This is a genomic window from Bacillus sp. A015 (assembly GCF_053851875.1).
The window spans coordinates 16,278-32,122 of the sequence record NZ_JBSPZB010000016.1 but is presented as its reverse complement, the minus strand read 5'-3'; the positions used below and the strand labels follow the sequence as shown (position 1 = coordinate 32,122).

The following is a 15,845-nucleotide window of genomic DNA, read 5'->3' as shown; positions in this document are numbered from 1 at the left end:
TTTTGCATGAAAAAAGGAAAACATCCTCACATTAAAACAGATTGTATAAACCAAAAGGAGGAATCTCTATGCAAAACGATCAGCAACCATCCGTTCAAGGAACTGCCCCCCAGCCTGAATTCAACCATGGCGGACATGAATTATTCGATTTACATGAAATTTTAGCAGGTACGATCAATATTTTGGATCAATATATGATTTTACGACAATTCATCCAAGATCCAGCATTATCCGACATCTTAGATCGACAATATCAATTTGTTTTGTCCCAGTACAATGTCACTGTAGATTGTTTTTCTACTGGACAAAAGCCTAGTGAAGAAACTGCCACTTATATGATGAAAGAAGATACACAGGTGACGTATGGGATTAAACCTTCTCAGCCGAAGAAGCCGAATCAGTCATTACAAGATGTAAAAGACTCAGGCATCACAGGGCATATGCTCGGCCTAGTCAAATCACACGCAGGGCTACTTTCGATGACAGCATTAGAAGTAACCAATCCTGTTGTCAGACGTGTGCTTGCAGCGCAAATTCCGAACTTTATCGAAATGGCGTATGAAATTTTCTTGTATCAAAACAAACATGCCTACTATCAAGTTCCGCAGCTTTCTAGCCAAGACATGCAAGCCATGACATCTACTTTCGTTCCGTTGCAGGGGCAAGTACAAATGCCGCCAAGCAAAGCCAATCAGCAAAAACCACTTCATTAAACAAAAAAACAGCTGACCCATTTCTCCGGTCAGCTGTTTTTTCTTTGATACATCACTTTAAACTGTTCTTCAAAGTCAGTTAGCCGCTGCCCTGTCGCCTGTTCAAAGCCTCTATCAAATCGGCCCGTTTTCGCCGTTTCCTCCATGATCTCATGTATGATGCTTCGTCCGTAAAGCTGCACTAGCTCATAGATCATATAATAGCTTTGTAAATAAACATCCGTCTCATAGAGCATACGAGATTCTTGCCAATCTTGATCAGAATGAAGAGATTGAAAAGGAACGACGTCGAACCGTTCAGACGTGGCGTTTAACACGTCATAGGCCGTCCATTCTGCTGTTCCTTCATGGAACCAAAGAGGAAAGATCACTGGAGACACCTTGTATGCGTGCACCTTTTCATAGAAAACCAAATGCGCATACTCATGAATGAATAGCGTGTTGAAAAAGTATAAAGGCAGTGTCTCTTTCTTTAACAATTCTTCACGTTTATCTGGGTATAATCCAATCATTTGCTCATCATCAGAGTAAAAACCCGTAATATGTTTGATGCCGGCAAATTGTTCGATCGTATCCTTATCATCAAAATAAATAATGTCTAAAGGTTTGTCAGTATTAAACTGAAACACCGACGCTGTTCTCTTCTTTGCCTGATCCAAGGCCTCTATTGTCAGATCGACAAATTCAGCCTCTTCCTCTGCATAGTAAATTCTGATATGCTCATAGACCTGCTTATTGAGTCCCTCCGTTAATACCGTTTTAGGAGAAAACTGCTGCTCTAAATATTGTTCTGTCAGCTGAAACGTAACATAAATCAAGTACGCGGTGAAAGCATAAAAAATAAGACCTGCTGCAATCATTCCGCCTACAAGCTTTTTATGAATCAATGACGGCTTTGCTTTCATTTACTCCCCACCTGAATTCATCCTGCAACCTCTTTCTCTTTCTATGAAAAAACAAAGATCAACAAGAGGTGATATATTTTTTACTTTATGCAGTCAGGTGCGCAAGGTGCGGTTCCAAACAAAAAAGCCGCATATGACATACGGCTTTTGTCGTAGCTATTTTGATTCAGGGAAGATGCGTCTAACGGTTTCAGTAAATTCATCGAAGAATCCTGAAATTGGCTCTCCGCTTCTAATACGCTTTCCGTACCCTTCCATACGATCAACAAAGTCTGGATTAGTGGATACATACACGTTATTAATTTCTTGATCCGTTGATTTTACTTTGTCTGAAATTTTCTTCTTTAAATCGTCTGTCACATCGCCGCTTTTATTACCTTCAAGCACGACGGCAACAAATGCATTTTTCCCTGTGACAAGCACGTTAGCTGTTTTCACTTCAGACATGTTGGCTACAAGCTCTGATGCCTTATCTGCCTCTTTGACGTTCTGAGGTGTTTGGACATTTGGCTGATCCTGTCTCATATTGTCGTTCTTATATGTGACATTTTCATACTGTCGCTCCATTGCTCCTCTTCGCTCATTTCCTTGGTTGTTCATTCCACATCCAGTGGTGATCAATGTTGGAACGAGTAGTAAAGAAAGCATCCATTTCTTTTTCATCAATTATTCCCTCCTTTTGATTATAGGTTTTTCATTCAATCAACTTTTTATGCACACATTCTCTATTTCAGCAAAATGAATTCATAATTCAGCCTCGTTTGGTCATCCTAAACATGATGAAAGATCATCACGACCAAATGGAGGGATTCGTTTGTTTAAAAAAAGAACAGGCATGAGCACTGGCACAATAATCGCTGCTTCAACAGCCATCATTGCATTATTCTCCCCAGTATTACGGAGAAGGTTGAGAAGCATGACTCAAATGAATATGTTTTCAATGATGAAAGGCAATGCTCATCAACATCAAGAGCCGTTTCGTCATGAAACACACTCGCACAAAGAATCAAAAGGGACTGCTGAAGTTGGGCAAATGATCAAGCAAGCGTTCACAGCTGTCCAACCAAATCACACGAATCAGCATCAGTCAGCATCAAGAACACATCAGCCAAAAGAGTCTTATGCACAGTCTCTTCACATTGATGAAAGTGTCATGAATGTGATGGATGATGAATCCATCCAGCAAGTGATCAATGACATCGAGCACAAATAAGTCAAACAGGAGCCTTTCTAGAAAAAGGCTCCTGTTTATTCTCCTGAAAAATGTTCTTTGACCATCAGACAAAAGGAAGGTAAAAAAGTGATTTCAACCGTTGTGATAAACCGGTCACGAGTATCTAATATGAGCAACAGCTCTTTCTCCTTTTGCCGGTCCTTTTTAATCTCTACATGACGCACGGTTTTAAAATCATATATCCCTAAAACCGAAGCGTTCATTTTTCGAACGGCCTTTAAGTAGAATTCTTGCATCTCGAGCGACATGGTGACCACGAATTACTCCTCTTAGTTCTCAAATCGAAACGTCACATCTTGATATTCAATCGGCATCTGTTGATCAAGCTCTTCATCAGGCTCTGTTTCAAAAAAAGAAAGCCAATCCGTTTCATCTGGGAATCGTTTTCTCCGCATTCTTTTCAAACCTCTCATAATTGAAATTTTTATTAATTATCCCTTTTCCCTTTTCTTTTGCAACAAATTTTAGTAATTTTAAAAAGGTGATTTTATTTTGCTAAGAGACCTCTTTATTAATATAACAATTCTTGTCACTTTCCATTATTTATTTATGCTTGTGTTTAGAGAGAATTTTTTAAAGAAAGAAGATACCTTGCTCAGACAACTATGTAAAGGCATGCTTTCTGGGTTACTCGGTGTCCTCATAATGTTTTTTTCTATTAAAGCAGGACCAGCCATCATCGATTTAAGACATATACCTCTTATTTTAACAGCATTTTATGGAGGCATCGCGCAAACGTTCATTGCGGTATGTGTTGTCATTATTGGTCGATTATTAATCGAAGCCAACGTCGGTTCTTTCATCAATATTTTTTCCATGATATTTATCGCCACAGCCTCTTTTTTGATTGCTGAACGTCATATCAATCATGTCTTGAAAATGCTGTTATCTATTACGATCAGCAACGTGATCGCAACCATTTTGTTTATCACCTTCGCACATGAAATATCATTTGAAATGCATTTCGCTTATTGGATTTTCTCGTATATTGCCGTATTATTTAATTTTTATGTCATTGAGCAACAAACAAAAGCCTATCAGCTGTTAAATTTGTATAAATTCCAAGCTCATTATGACTTTTTAACAGGTGTTTTAAATAAACGGAAATTTGATGAGGTATTAAGTGATGCTTTTTCTCTAAAATTAAAGCAGCCTATCCATCAAATGTCCCTTATTTACCTAGACATCGATTATTTCAAATCCATCAATGATCAATATGGACATCATGAGGGAGATATCGTTTTAAAAGAAATCGGGACAAGGCTGATCAAAAACACAAGAAGCTCTGATTATATTGGACGGATCGGCGGTGAAGAATTTGCTGTGCTTCTACCGAATTGTTCAGTTGAAAAAACATGGCAAATTGCAGAACGATTGCGGAGAAAAATTGCGGATCAGCCGATTTATTTACAAAATGGAATGTCCATTTACATTACTGTGTCACTCGGATGTGCTTATTATCGTGGAACAAGTGCAAACATCAAACAATTACCGATTATTGCTGATCAGGAACTCTATAAAGCGAAGCAGTCAGGCCGAAATCAAGTGAGCTTTTCAGAGAGAAAAAGAGACCCTTTGGCATAGGCTTTTTCCTCAATTTGCTAGCACTAATTATTTTTAAAAAAGTTTTCGTATAACAGTTGTTTTTTCCCGCAAACACTGGTAAAGTAAAGGTAATTATTTTTGTTCGTATCATCTTTAAGAAGAAAGTTTTGAAAGAGTTTTCGTCTTTGAAGTTTGTGTAAGAGCAAGAATAGTGAATTTAAGCGTTAAGATCGCTTTAGGAGGAAATTTCATGTTAGAAGGTAAAGTAAAATGGTTCAACTCTGAAAAAGGTTTCGGATTCATCGAAGTAGAAGGTCAAGACGATGTATTCGTTCACTTCTCTGCTATCCAAGGCGAAGGCTTCAAAACTTTAGAAGAAGGTCAAGCAGTTTCTTTCGAAATCGTTGAAGGTAACCGCGGACCACAAGCTGCTAACGTTAACAAAGCGTAATTTAAGAGCATCTGCTCTTTTAGCACTTTATAGAGTGAAGGAAAACCGCTCGGCTTCTGCCGGCGGTTTTTTTATGCAATCAAAAAGAGAACCTGACGAGAGGTTCTCTTTTTATTTGTCCTTCTGCTTTAGCTTCTGCAAAGCAGAACGATACATATCATCATTCATTTTTGTCTCTGGTTCTTCTTTTTTGACAGGTGGTTCTGGCTGCTTAAACTTTTGAAGCGCCTGTCTATAGAAATCGTCGCCAGACACGTGTTCGTCCGTTTGAGAAGGCTCTGACGCTTTTTCTTCTTCTTCAGGCTCTACAGGTCTCGCCGCAACTTCTGGCTCACTGCGCGGCACGTCAGACTGATTAGACACACCTTCTTTGATCTCTTCCTTCTCGACCGAAGCGTGTCTGACATTGAACGCTACTAATCCGATAATGACTAGAACAGCAGCTACTAACGCTACAATAATCGTCGCCAAAAGAACCCTCTCCTTATCGCTTAAATGACGCAGTGACTGATGCTACACGTCTTCCTAATGCTTTCCCGAGTTCAATGCCTTCCGTAGAAATCAATTCATCAGAATCAATTGGACATGTCACACCTGCTCCATAATAAGAGCCGTATAAAGCATTCTCTGGAACATTTCCAGGAAGGCCTACCACAAGCATCCCTTGATGGAACATTGGCGTAATCAAATTGTGCATCGTCATTTCTAAACCGCCGTGCGTTGTAGCAGTTGTACAGAAAACAGCACCGACTTTATCGATGAGTTTTCCTTCTGCCCATAAGTAGCCAAGACGATCAATCCATGTCTTTAATCCAGAACTAATGGTACCAAAGTGACCAGGGCAGCCCCAAATGATCGCATCCATTTGATCAAGCGTGCGAATATCCGCATCTTTCACATGATCAATGAATACTTCAGCTTGCTCTGTTTCACCTGCGCCTGCTGCAATAGCTTCTGCAAGTGCTTTTGTATGGTCACCTTCACTATCGTATACGACATAAATTTTCATGTACGGTCCCTCCACACTTATCTTGCATCTTGGTTTGCTTCCTTAGGTGCTGGAAGCAGCGTCATTTCTTGTTTCTTATGCTGCTGATCTTTTCGTTTTTTATCCTTACGTACATCTCTCAGGAACAAGCTGAGAATGACACCGGCCGCACAGAATAATGTGACCCACATGTAAGCATCATTGATGCCCATCACGTTTGAATCGACCTGTGCTTTCGTAAAGAGCTGGGTGGATACATATTTTTGAGCAGCTTCAGCTGTCATGCCCATATGATGCATCACATTCGACACAGCCGCTTGGAATGAATTCATAAAGAACGGGTCAGAAGTATTTGTTTGATCCGCCATATTGGAATAATGGAAAGTTGTCCGATTCGTATAAATCGTTGTGATCAAACTCGTACCGATTGAACCGCTTATTTGTCTTAATGTATTAGACATCGCTGTACCATGACTGTTTAAATGCTGTGGTAATTGGTTCATCCCAGCTGTCATAACAGGCATCATAAGCAGTGACATACCAAATGCACGTACTGCATACATGAGCACAATGTGACTATAGGATGTATCAATGGTCAGCCTTGTAAACTCGTATGTGGTGACAACGGTAATGAGCATCCCCACAATCGCAAGCGGACGAGGTCCAAATTTATCAAACAAAATCCCTGAAATCGGGGACATAATCAGCATCGCAAGTGCCCCTGGAAGCATTAATAGCCCGGATTGCAATGCCGTAAACCCAACAAGGTTCTGCAGATAAATCGGCAGGAGGAACATCCCAGTGTATAAGGCAACGGTAATAATGATATTAATGACACTTGATAATGAGAAAATGCTGTATTTGAATACACGGAAATCAAGCATCGGATTATCGGCTTTTAGCTGTTGGAAAATAAAGAGAATAATCGCAAGCGCACCAATCATAATCGTCGATAAGACGATCGGATCTGTCCAACCATCACTCCCCGCTTCACTCACTCCGTATAGAAGCGAAGCAAAACCAACGATTGAAAGAATCGCGCCAAGGGTGTCCAGCTTGATCTTTTTAGGCTCTACAATATTTCTAAACATAAAGAAAGCCGCGATAATGACAATCGCACCGATTGGTACAAGGCCATAAAACATAATACGCCAAGAATAATGTTCAATAATGTAACCAGATAATGTTGGTCCTACAGCTGGTGCAAACATCATCGCAAGACCAAAAATCCCCATTCCTTTCCCCCTGTTTTCCGGAGGGAAAATAAAAAGGATTGTTGTCATAACGAGCGGCTGTAAGATACCGCCACCGACTGCCTGAATCAAGCGGCCAATGAGCATCGTAGAAAAGTTCGGTGCAATCCCGCAAATAAAGGTACCAAGTGTAAACGAGATCATGGCCACTAGGAATAAGCTGCGCTGTCCAAAACGTGTGATTAAAAATGCGGATAACGGAATCAGCACACCGTTGACAAGCATGTAACCTGTTGTAAGCCACTGAATGGTCGTCGCACTGACATTAAATTCAGTCATTAAATGGGGCATGGCTACGTTCAGAAGCGTTTGGTTTAAAATCGCTACGAACAAACCGGCCATTAAAATGATCAGTAAAGACAAGGAGCCTGTTCCCTGTTTTGTCGCTGCAGGTTGATTTGCCATCCCAGACAACCTCCTTTCATTTTTTAATATCAATCATCATTAAGATGAAATTTTGACAGAAGCATTCATACCTGGAAGTACTTTGTCAGATGGGTTTTTAATTGAAATTTTGACTGCTACTTTTTGTGTCACTTTTGTATAGTTACCACTTGAATTTGTTGCTGGCAGCATGTTGAATGTTGAGTTTGTCGCATAACCAATTTGTTCAACAGTTCCTTCAAATGTTGTATCAGGATCACCATCTACCACGATGTCGACTTTGTCACCTTTTTCAATGTTCTTAATGTCTGTTTCTTTGATATTTGCTGTGATATAAAGCTTGCTTAGGTCAATTGTTTCACCAAGAACTGTACCTGGCTGCACTTGCTGATTGTTTTGTACTTCTTTTTTGACTAATGTGCCATCAGCTACTGCTTTAATGTTTGTTTTTGCTTCCCCTTCAACTTTTGCAACTGTGCTGTCTTTTTGCACTTCGTCACCTTCATTGATATCCCAGCCTTTGATTTGTCCAGCTGCTGGTGCTGTAATTTGATACATGTCACCTGTCACTTTTGCCTCGTCTGTTTTTACAAAGTTTGTGCTTTCGTAGTAGTAATAAGCACCCCCGGCAATAATAGCAAGAATCACAATAAGGCCAATGATATTCGTTAGTAATAAACGCCCTCTGTTCATGTTTTGTTTCTCCTTTCATGTATAAAAATATAGTGTCATCTGCTTTAGCAAGCTTAGAATGCCCATCATCTTACAGAATATGAAACAAGCTCATAAAGCTGACATTTCCCCTTCATCTACTCCGCTGAAAAATGGTGTGCAGCCCATTTATACTTATTGTTCACTCATGAGCAAAAAGCAGAAAAAGAAGAAAAGACGATCGGCATCTTTTTTGAAAAACTTATATTTAACAAGATTAAATATTAATAAATGTAAATTGAAATGTCAAAGAGAAAGTTTTACTTTTTTTCTGGTGATCCCTTCCTTTTCCACACAAAAAACCTTTCAGCCCTTATGCTGAAAGGTTTTTTCAAATGTGCTATTTAAGAAAGAACTTCTTCCTGCTGAAAAAATTTTTTTAATGCGAGAAAAACGTCTGATTTTTGCTTCAAAATATAATGCTTAAATTTCTCATCCTGAATATGCTTATATGCTGACATTAACGTAGAGTGCCGGTTGTATTGATTCACTTCACCATAACAGAATAAGTTGGCTTTTTTCATAATTTCTTGAACAAGCTTCACACACCGCGCATTGTCTGAGGTCAGATTGTCACCATCAGAAAAATGGAAAGGATAAATATTATATCGTGACGGCGGATATCGTTCGTCTATGAGCTCTAGTGCCTTTCGATAGACAGACGAGCAAATGGTTCCCCCGCTCTCACCCCGCGAGAAGAAGTGTTCCTCTTCTACAACCTTCGCCTCCGTATGGTGGGCAATAAATTCAATATCAACCGTCTCATACTTTGTCCGTAAGAAACGTGTCATCCAAAAGAAAAAACTCCTCGCCATATATTTTTCCCAAAGTCCCATACTTCCGCTCGTATCCATCATCGCCAAAACGACGGCTTTCGACTCTGGTTTGGTCACTTCATTCCACGTTTTATATTTGATATCCTCTGGGTAGATTGGATAAAAGGAAGGACTTCCCGTCATCGCATTTCGTTTAAATGCGGAAAGCATCGTTCGTTTTTTATGGATATTTCCTGTTAAGCCCGTTTTGCGAATATCGTTGAATTCAATTTGCTCGACAATGATGTCGTCAAGCTCCTTTTGTTTCAGGTTTGGCAGTTCTAGTTCACGAAACAGCGCTTCCTCCAGATCCATTAATGAAACTTCTGCTTCGTAATAGTCCTCACCTGCTTGATCTCCAGCACCTTGACCCTTCCCTTGCCCTTGCTTACTGTCTGATCCATCACGCGCGACAACATCACCAACCTGGCTATCTCCAGCACCTTGACCCACATGCTTATTCTTGTCGTAGTTGTACCGAATTTTATATTCATCTAATGAACGAATCGGAATTTTGACAACATCTTTTCCATTAGACATGATGATGCTTTCCTCTGTGACAAGATCCGGCAAATTGTTTTTAATCGCCTCTTTGACTTTTTTCTGATGACGCTGCTGGTCGTCAAAGCCTTTTCGATGGAGGGACCAGTCTTCCTGAGAAACAATAAACTGACTTTTTTCTTGCCGGGACATCCATCCCCCTCCTCACCTGTTTGCGCAATTCTTCTAACTATCGATTCCTTTATCGTATGCTGCGGTCATCCAAGATGACGATCATTTCTAAAAAAGACATTACCGGTGCGGATGTGCGCCAATAATGCCTCCTTCATTTATTAACGATTCAGAAGACTGCCTACATATTTTAAAAGTTCATTTGCACTTGTTGAATTATAGCCATGCTCATCAATCAGTCTAGCCACTACCTCATTTACCTTTTTCAGCTGCTGTTCATCTGGTGTCTTCGTCGATGTCGTAATTTTGACCACATCTTTTAGATCAGCAAATAACTTCTTCTGAATCGCCTCTCGTAATCTCTCATGAGAATTATAATCAAAACGCTTGCCCTTTCTCGCATAAGCCGAAATACGAATGAGAATTTCTTCTCGGAATGCCTTTTTGGCATTTTCAGAAATACCGATCTGTTCCTCAATTGAGCGCATAAGCTTTTCATCAGGATTCATTTCTTCACCAGTTAACGGATCACGCAGCTTGTTTTTATTGCAGTAAGCTTCGACATTATCTAAGTAATTATCCATTAGTGTTTTCGCAGACTCCTCATACGAATACACAAATGCCTTTTGAACTTCTTTCTTCGCAATATCGTCATACTCTTTTCGCGCGACAGAAATAAAATTCAAATAACGCTCCCGATCTTCGCTTGAAATGGATGGATGCTGATCAAGCCCTTCTTTTAAGGAACGAAGCACATCCAGCGCATTAATCGATTCCATATTCTTTCGAATAATGGTGGATGAAATTCGGTTGATCACATAACGCGGGTCAATTCCGCTCATCCCTTCGTCATGAAATTCCTTTTTCATCTCATCTATGTCAGCAGATTGAAAGCCTTCGACACTTTCCCCATCATACAGACGCATTTTTTTCACCAAATCAATATCAGAACGCTTTGGCTCTTTGAGTCTCGTCAAAATAGAGAACATCGCTGCCACCTTCAGCGTATGCGGTGCAATATGAACGTCTGAAACATCACTTTCTGAAATCATTTTATGATAAATCCGTTCTTCCTCTGTCACCTTTAAATTATAAGGAATCGGCATCACAATAATTCTTGAATGAAGGGCCTCGTTCTTCTTATTTGAAATAAACGACCGGTACTCGGTTTCATTCGTATGAGCGACAATCAATTCATCCGCACTAATCAAGGCAAATCGGCCTGCCTTAAAATTTCCTTCCTGCGTTAATGAAAGAAGGTGCCACAGAAATTTCTCATCACACTTTAACATCTCCTGAAACTCCATCATCCCGCGGTTTGCTTTATTGAGTTCCCCATCAAACCGGTATGCACGAGGGTCTGACTCTGATCCAAATTCAGCAATGGTTGAAAAATCGATGCTGCCTGTTAAATCGGCAATGTCCTGAGATTTCGGATCAGACGGGCTGAAGGTACCAATGCCGGTCCGTTTATCCTCTGAGAAAAAGATCCGCTCAACCCTTACATCCTCAATTCTGCCGCCATATTCCTCTTCCAGTCTCATCATATTCAGAGGCGACAAATTCCCCTGCACACGAATACCATATTCTCTATAGAAATCCTCCCGCAGATTTTGCGGAATGAGATGAAGCGGGTCTTCATGCATGGGACAGCCTTTGATCGCATAGACTGCGCCATTGTCTGTCAAGGAATAGGCTTCGAGTCCTCTTTTCAGCCTTGTTACAAGCGTCGATTTCCCGCCGCTTACCGGTCCCATCAATAATAAAATACGCTTCCGCACATCTAATCGCTTTGCAGCAGGATGAAAATATTCCTCCACTAGCCTTTCCAGTGATTCCTCTAATCCAAAAAGCTCCTGATCAAAAAATTTGTAGGTTCTGACCCCATTCTCCTCTTCAATCCCGCTGTCTTTAATCATATGATAAACGCGAGAATGAGCAGATTGAGCGACAAGTGCATTTTCCTTAATAATGTCTAAATAATCGCTGAATGTGCCTTCCCATTTGAGACGCTGCTCTTCTTCTCTGTGCTGTTCAATTTTCTTTAAAATATCCATATGAACCTCCTCTTTCAAGATTGAAGCTAGTAATCAGATACTGTTTTACAATCTATGCGCAGGCGTCCTATTACATGCTTTCGTTCTTCAAAATGACGAATTGCCAAACTGAATTGACAACCATCCGCAAGACCCTTCATAATAAAGGAAAAACAGGAGAAAAATGATCTTCTTCTCCTGCTTTTCAAGGCGAACTTCACATCATATGAAACAGGCAGCGGACAGGAACAAAGGGATAAGGGGGAGCTTATATGAGAACGGTCATTATGATGGGCGTCATCATTACGTTTTTAGTATCCATTTTCACAGCTGGCTACGAAGGCAAGCCTGGTAAATGAAAAAAAGGATGTTCCATCAGTGGAGCATCCTCAGATTGTTGACAAAAGGCTAAAATGATCTTTATTTTAGCCCTTTGTCTTCTTTTCAGCGTGATAGAAAACCTTTGAAGTCTAGGAAGGACGAGTACCGGAGCGGAGCGAATTTGACATTCGTGAGCACCGGCACGCAGGACTGACACCGAATGCGAGGGTTTGTCTACACGCTGAGGATGTTCCATCAGCGGAACATCCTTTTTTCATTTAGTTCGTTGTTTTCAGCACTTGCATATTCACTGTATTTCCTGACACCTGAATCGAAGTAAAGTCTTGCATAGCTATCACCGGTGTGACTGCTCGATTATCTAATGTGATATCAGTAAAACGAGTAGAGAAGTTTGCCCGAATATCTTTCCGATAAATATCGTCAGTCACTGCAACCGTCGAAAGTCATTTCCATTTGGTCACAGATCCAATGTTTGAGTTTTGAATTTCTGTGATAATGCGTCTTGTATAACCAACATTGTTTGTCCCCCAGAAAGTCGCTCTTGTATGTCCATTCAAATTTTGATAAATGGTCATTTGAACAGTACTTCCAGGCTTAAATCCTTTTGTATACGTAAAATCACTCTGTCCTTCGATATATGTTTCTTGATTATTTGTTCCTACCTTCATCGTAGGTTTCCATACATTATAGGTTGGACTGTATTGAAGACCAATATCCGCTTCTTTTGATCCTGTGAATCCAGAATAAAATATAAGCTGTCCCATTAGACACACTCATCGTGGAAGGAAGTTGAATTTTTGTGACCAATATAGATCCATTACTATTGATATAAGTACGCCCGCCAATTCCTTTAGATCATTGCGCTGCTTCTATTTCCTGCGTCTGAGAGAGGCCTGGGATACTGACTGGAACGATCCCCATTAAAATAGCTGAGCTAATGGCACTAGTGATCAGTAGTTTTTTCATCTCATTATTCCTCCTAATGGATTCATCATTTTTGAAAATGCGATCACAATCTATCAAATTACCTATTTTTTAACATGTCAAAAAAAGTATAAGTAAGTCATATTTTTCCCTGATTCTAATCTCACATAAAAAAGCCGAGATGGGTATCTCGGCTTTCATCATGATCTTATATGAGATCTCGATATTGCTGCTGGCGAAGTGCCTCATAAACAAGGATCGCTGCTGTATTCGATAGATTAAGCGAACGAACATGCTCTGTCATCGGTAAACGAAGACAGCGGTCCATATTTCGTTCAATCAAATCTTTCGGCAATCCACTTGTCTCTCTGCCAAAGACGAAGAAATAGTCTTCATCTAGCCGAGAGTAATCAAACGTTGTATGCGGCTTTTGGCCAAACTTTGTGATATAGAAGAATTGCCCCTTCGGATGGGCCTCAAACAATTCATCGAGCGAATCATGATAGACCACATTGGCATACTTCCAATAATCGAGTCCAGCACGCTTCAGCATTTTGTCATCTGTCGAAAAACCAAGCGGACGAATCAGATGAAGTGTTGTATTTGTTGCTGCACATGTACGCGCAATATTTCCAGTATTAGCTGGAATCTCTGGTTGATATAAAACGACATGAAGTCCCAAAAAAGTTCACCTCTAATTTTCTTTTCCGCTCAACATTATACCATTAACTATCCTTTGCGGCATCGTCCAAAATGTGAAAAAACGTATAACGAATAGCTGGAGTATAGGCAGTCGAATCCTCATATGACCAAAACCGCATGCGGCTGTCATACGTCTGTGCATTCACAAGAGGCATTCCGCCTTTATCATGATCAACAACAATGGTTGTATGATTATACCTTCCATCACCCTCGAAATCGTAGCAAATGACATCACCAATTTGAAGCTCCTGCGCTTCTTTTAGCTTCTTTGCCCTTAAGCCCGCTTTAGAATTCGCTAAATAGTTTTTCATCGAATGGGCCACCGTCCAGCTGTAGCTCCACGTATGTGGACGCACCCACCAGCCAGACCCGCGATTCGGATACCCTCTCGTTGGTGCATTCCCTGCTTTCAAGCATTGTGAAATAAAATTTGTACAGTTATCTTCAAAATTCTTGTAGGCTGGATTCCGTTTATTCCAGTACGTCTCCGCATATTGCACGGCTGCCCGCCGATCATAGTGAAAGGCTCTCCCGAATTGTTCCTCGTTCTGGAAGCGCTCATCCACCTGCTCCTCCTTTTGCCGTTCCTCCTGCATCATGCGATCTTTGACAAGCATGTCGTTATAAAGAAACGCTTCTCTTTTTTCAACCTGTTCCTCCAAATAAAAAGAATCGTCTACATCCTTACAGACATAAGTGAGATGGGCAAGATATTGCACATGCTGAGCCCCATCATCCTGAATTGTTGAATCTAGAAGCTTTGTTTTTGCCTTCGCCTTCACAATCTCAACCTGTCTTCTAGCAAAAAGCTCCTTTTTTCGTTCTACTGCTTCCACATCAGACATGAGCTGCGGCTGTTTAATCGCACTGTCATTTAATAAATACGCCAGCCTGTCTTCTAACGTTTGCGCTAATAATTGATTCACACAGACACCACCAAACTTTTTTTAAAATCTCTGTTTGGTACATTCTATGTTCATAGGGGTGTTATTTAGTATTTAAAGGTGTCTGTAAGAACTCAATCCCTTTGATCATCTCTTGTTTCGCTTCTTCATCACTTTCCCGCTCAAGAGCTTTTTCCAGCTCTGAAAGCTGCTGCACGTCGCCAATTTTGCCAATGGCCCAAGCGGCCGTGCCTCGAATGACCGGCCTTGGATCCTTGTGCATCAATTCAATCAAAACTGGTAAGGCAGATGCGTCTTTAAAGTGAGCGAGTGCCAAAATCGCATTCCGCTGAATGGGCTTTTTCCCCCGCCATGATCCTGATACATGACCGTATTTTTCCTTAAACTCACGATTGCTGATCGTAAGGAGCGGCTTTAAAAGCGGCTTTGCAATTTCAGGGTCCGGCTCCATTTCAGGATGCAGATGAAAGTCTTTTCCTTTATTGATCGGGCAGACTATTTGGCACGTATCACACCCATACAAGCGGTTCCCTATTTTCGAACGGAACTCGTCAGGTAAAAACCCTTTTGTCTGAGTTAAAAACGAAATGCACCTTTGAGAATTCAGCTGTCCTGGATTCACAAGCGCACCCGTTGGACACGAATCCACACATTTATTGCACGTCCCGCACTGGTCTTCAATTTTCTCATCCGGTTCAAATGGGACATTTGTGATCATTTCAGCCAAGTACACATAAGAGCCGAACTCTGGTGTGATAATCATACAGTTCTTTGCACTAAAACCAATGCCAGCGCGTTCTGCTACAGCACGATCAGACAGTTCCCCTGTATCCACCATTGATTTTGTTCGTATATCGACATGTTTGCTTCGCAAGAATTCCTCGAGCATATCAAGCTTTTTTTTCAATACAACATGATAATCCGTTCCCCATGAAGCCCTGCAGAAGATCCCCCTTCTCGCATCCTTTGTACTTCGAGGGGCATCTTTCATTTTGGAAGGGTACGCGAGCGCTATTGCAACAATTGATTTGGCCTTTGGAAGCAGCAAAGAAGGGTTTGTTCGTTTTTCGATATCAGGCTCTTCAAAGCCGGACAAATACCCTAACGATTCATGTAAGATCAGGCGGTCCTTTAATGAATCAAATGTATCAGCACTTGCAAATCGAATTTTATCGACACCAATTTCTTTCGCATATTGAATCAATTCTTCTTTTAATTCTCCAACATGAATCACCTTGTAAACCTCCTTTCTTTGTTTCTTCTGT

At 40.7% G+C, this 15,845-nt stretch carries 17 protein-coding genes and 1 pseudogene; 4 read left to right on the top strand and 14 right to left on the bottom strand.

Going from position 1 to position 15,845, the window contains the following annotated elements:
* Positions 1-68: 68 nt before the first annotated feature.
* Positions 69-713: a spore coat protein gene (locus tag ACSLGF_RS13540; protein WP_456006225.1), complete on the top strand. Its 645-nt coding sequence runs from the start codon at positions 69-71 to the stop codon at positions 711-713.
* A gap of 29 nt (positions 714-742) precedes the next feature.
* Here the strand turns inward: ACSLGF_RS13540 and ACSLGF_RS13535 are convergent, their stop codons facing one another.
* Both ACSLGF_RS13535 and ACSLGF_RS13530 read right to left on the bottom strand, forming a co-directional pair.
* Entirely contained in the window at positions 743-1,618 is an 876-nt protein-coding gene (locus ACSLGF_RS13535; protein ID WP_456006222.1) for a hypothetical protein, read from the bottom strand.
* Between the two features lie 156 nt (positions 1,619-1,774).
* Positions 1,775-2,281, bottom strand: coding sequence for a YhcN/YlaJ family sporulation lipoprotein (locus tag ACSLGF_RS13530; protein WP_456006219.1), 507 nt, complete (start codon positions 2,279-2,281; stop codon positions 1,775-1,777).
* Positions 2,282-2,534: 253 nt separating this feature from the next.
* Here ACSLGF_RS13530 and ACSLGF_RS13525 point away from each other — a divergent pair, with 253 nt between their 5' ends.
* Positions 2,535-2,831 carry a spore coat protein gene (locus ACSLGF_RS13525; RefSeq protein WP_456006217.1) on the top strand — a complete coding sequence of 99 codons (297 nt, stop codon included), beginning with the start codon at positions 2,535-2,537 and terminating at the stop codon, positions 2,829-2,831.
* A gap of 35 nt (positions 2,832-2,866) precedes the next feature.
* Here ACSLGF_RS13525 and ACSLGF_RS13520 read toward each other — a convergent pair whose 3' ends face one another.
* Positions 2,867-3,109, bottom strand: coding sequence for a hypothetical protein (locus ACSLGF_RS13520; protein ID WP_456006214.1), 243 nt, complete (start codon positions 3,107-3,109; stop codon positions 2,867-2,869).
* 12 nt (positions 3,110-3,121) lie between these two features.
* Complete coding sequence (locus ACSLGF_RS13515) at positions 3,122-3,247, bottom strand: hypothetical protein (protein ID WP_456006212.1); 126 nt, start codon at positions 3,245-3,247, stop codon at positions 3,122-3,124.
* A gap of 97 nt (positions 3,248-3,344) precedes the next feature.
* On the opposite strand from ACSLGF_RS13515, the gene ACSLGF_RS13510 reads away from it, so the two are divergent.
* The gene (locus ACSLGF_RS13510; RefSeq protein WP_456006210.1) at positions 3,345-4,436 is read left to right on the top strand and encodes a GGDEF domain-containing protein; all 1,092 of its coding nucleotides are present in this window, start codon (positions 3,345-3,347) and stop codon (positions 4,434-4,436) included.
* A gap of 211 nt (positions 4,437-4,647) precedes the next feature.
* Positions 4,648-4,848: a cold shock-like protein CspB gene (gene cspB, locus ACSLGF_RS13505; RefSeq protein WP_003212277.1), complete on the top strand. Its 201-nt coding sequence runs from the start codon at positions 4,648-4,650 to the stop codon at positions 4,846-4,848.
* 111 nt (positions 4,849-4,959) lie between these two features.
* Here the strand turns inward: cspB and ACSLGF_RS13500 are convergent, their stop codons facing one another.
* The 10 genes and pseudogenes from ACSLGF_RS13500 to queG form a co-directional block, all read right to left on the bottom strand.
* Complete coding sequence (locus ACSLGF_RS13500) at positions 4,960-5,319, bottom strand: hypothetical protein (RefSeq protein ID WP_456006208.1); 360 nt, start codon at positions 5,317-5,319, stop codon at positions 4,960-4,962.
* Positions 5,320-5,332: 13 nt separating this feature from the next.
* The gene (locus ACSLGF_RS13495) at positions 5,333-5,857 is read right to left on the bottom strand and encodes an NAD(P)H-dependent oxidoreductase (RefSeq protein ID WP_456006206.1); all 525 of its coding nucleotides are present in this window, start codon (positions 5,855-5,857) and stop codon (positions 5,333-5,335) included.
* 17 nt (positions 5,858-5,874) lie between these two features.
* Positions 5,875-7,494, bottom strand: coding sequence for a DHA2 family efflux MFS transporter permease subunit (locus ACSLGF_RS13490; RefSeq protein WP_456006203.1), 1,620 nt, complete (start codon positions 7,492-7,494; stop codon positions 5,875-5,877).
* A gap of 39 nt (positions 7,495-7,533) precedes the next feature.
* Positions 7,534-8,166: an HlyD family efflux transporter periplasmic adaptor subunit gene (locus tag ACSLGF_RS13485; protein ID WP_007497037.1), complete on the bottom strand. Its 633-nt coding sequence runs from the start codon at positions 8,164-8,166 to the stop codon at positions 7,534-7,536.
* A 362-nt stretch (positions 8,167-8,528) separates the two neighbouring features.
* A complete protein-coding gene (gene yhbH, locus ACSLGF_RS13480) occupies positions 8,529-9,692 on the bottom strand; it encodes a sporulation protein YhbH (protein WP_456006201.1) in 1,164 nt (387 codons plus the stop codon).
* A gap of 140 nt (positions 9,693-9,832) precedes the next feature.
* Positions 9,833-11,728 (bottom strand): PrkA family serine protein kinase, encoded by a 1,896-nt coding sequence (locus ACSLGF_RS13475; RefSeq protein WP_456006198.1) that lies wholly within the window; start codon positions 11,726-11,728, stop codon positions 9,833-9,835.
* 578 nt (positions 11,729-12,306) lie between these two features.
* Positions 12,307-13,015 (bottom strand): annotated as a pseudogene (locus tag ACSLGF_RS13470) (YrpD family protein).
* Positions 13,016-13,181: 166 nt separating this feature from the next.
* Entirely contained in the window at positions 13,182-13,655 is a 474-nt protein-coding gene (trmL, locus tag ACSLGF_RS13465) for a tRNA (uridine(34)/cytosine(34)/5-carboxymethylaminomethyluridine(34)-2'-O)-methyltransferase TrmL (RefSeq protein ID WP_456006196.1), read from the bottom strand.
* 43 nt (positions 13,656-13,698) lie between these two features.
* Positions 13,699-14,601 (bottom strand): amidase domain-containing protein, encoded by a 903-nt coding sequence (locus ACSLGF_RS13460; protein ID WP_456006194.1) that lies wholly within the window; start codon positions 14,599-14,601, stop codon positions 13,699-13,701.
* A gap of 61 nt (positions 14,602-14,662) precedes the next feature.
* Complete coding sequence (gene queG, locus ACSLGF_RS13455) at positions 14,663-15,811, bottom strand: tRNA epoxyqueuosine(34) reductase QueG (protein WP_456006338.1); 1,149 nt, start codon at positions 15,809-15,811, stop codon at positions 14,663-14,665.
* Positions 15,812-15,845 lie beyond the last annotated feature (34 nt).

Coding starts and splice junctions, on each gene's coding strand:
- ACSLGF_RS13495 (WP_456006206.1), bottom strand. CDS start 5,857: ATGAAAATTTATGTCGTATACGATAGTGAAGGTGACCATACAAAAGCA.
- ACSLGF_RS13540 (WP_456006225.1), top strand. CDS start 69: ATGCAAAACGATCAGCAACCATCCGTTCAAGGAACTGCCCCCCAGCCT.
- ACSLGF_RS13475 (WP_456006198.1), bottom strand. CDS start 11,728: ATGGATATTTTAAAGAAAATTGAACAGCACAGAGAAGAAGAGCAGCGT.
- ACSLGF_RS13525 (WP_456006217.1), top strand. CDS start 2,535: ATGACTCAAATGAATATGTTTTCAATGATGAAAGGCAATGCTCATCAA.
- cspB (WP_003212277.1), top strand. CDS start 4,648: ATGTTAGAAGGTAAAGTAAAATGGTTCAACTCTGAAAAAGGTTTCGGA.
- ACSLGF_RS13535 (WP_456006222.1), bottom strand. CDS start 1,618: ATGAAAGCAAAGCCGTCATTGATTCATAAAAAGCTTGTAGGCGGAATG.
- ACSLGF_RS13530 (WP_456006219.1), bottom strand. CDS start 2,281: ATGAAAAAGAAATGGATGCTTTCTTTACTACTCGTTCCAACATTGATC.
- ACSLGF_RS13490 (WP_456006203.1), bottom strand. CDS start 7,494: ATGGCAAATCAACCTGCAGCGACAAAACAGGGAACAGGCTCCTTGTCT.
- yhbH (WP_456006201.1), bottom strand. CDS start 9,692: ATGTCCCGGCAAGAAAAAAGTCAGTTTATTGTTTCTCAGGAAGACTGG.
- ACSLGF_RS13485 (WP_007497037.1), bottom strand. CDS start 8,166: ATGAACAGAGGGCGTTTATTACTAACGAATATCATTGGCCTTATTGTG.
- ACSLGF_RS13515 (WP_456006212.1), bottom strand. CDS start 3,247: ATGCGGAGAAAACGATTCCCAGATGAAACGGATTGGCTTTCTTTTTTT.